The sequence below is a fragment of the Candidatus Thiosymbion oneisti genome, from assembly GCF_004359955.1.
GTDB lineage: Bacteria > Pseudomonadota > Gammaproteobacteria > Chromatiales > Chromatiaceae > Thiosymbion > Thiosymbion oneisti.
Map to the genome: position 1 here is coordinate 1 of NZ_SMSC01000164.1, position 398 is coordinate 398.

Sequence of the window (398 nt, forward strand, 5' to 3'; positions counted from 1 at the left end):
CTAGGGATCGAAGACACCCATGGTTAACGAAGCCCCCCACGATTATGCCGTCTCTCCCCCCGGAGACGTGATCGAGAATGAATATCGGCCCGACTACGCTGTCCCTCCCGGAGAGGTGCTCGAATACGAGCTGGAGCTGCGCCGGATGCCCGGCTCCGAGCTGGCACGCCGCACCGGTCTGACCGAGCAGCGTGTCGACGCTATCCTGAGGTCCGAAGGCGAACCCGTTATCACATCCGAGACGGCGATCAGACTGGAGCGGGCATTGGGGATGCCCGCCGACTATTGGTTGAACCTGGAAGCCCGGTACCAGGAGGCACAGGCGCGTCTCACCGCATCCGAACCTCTTCCCCCGCGCGCGAAAATCGCACAGCACTCCAAATCGGGTTTTTTCTCGT

1 protein-coding gene is annotated in these 398 nt (G+C 62.1%); it reads left to right on the plus strand.

Annotated elements, in window-relative coordinates:
• Positions 1-19 precede the first annotated feature (19 nt).
• Positions 20-398, plus strand: a 379-nt coding sequence (locus tag E1958_RS19870) for a helix-turn-helix transcriptional regulator (protein ID WP_208108640.1), incomplete at its 3' end; no start/stop codon positions are given.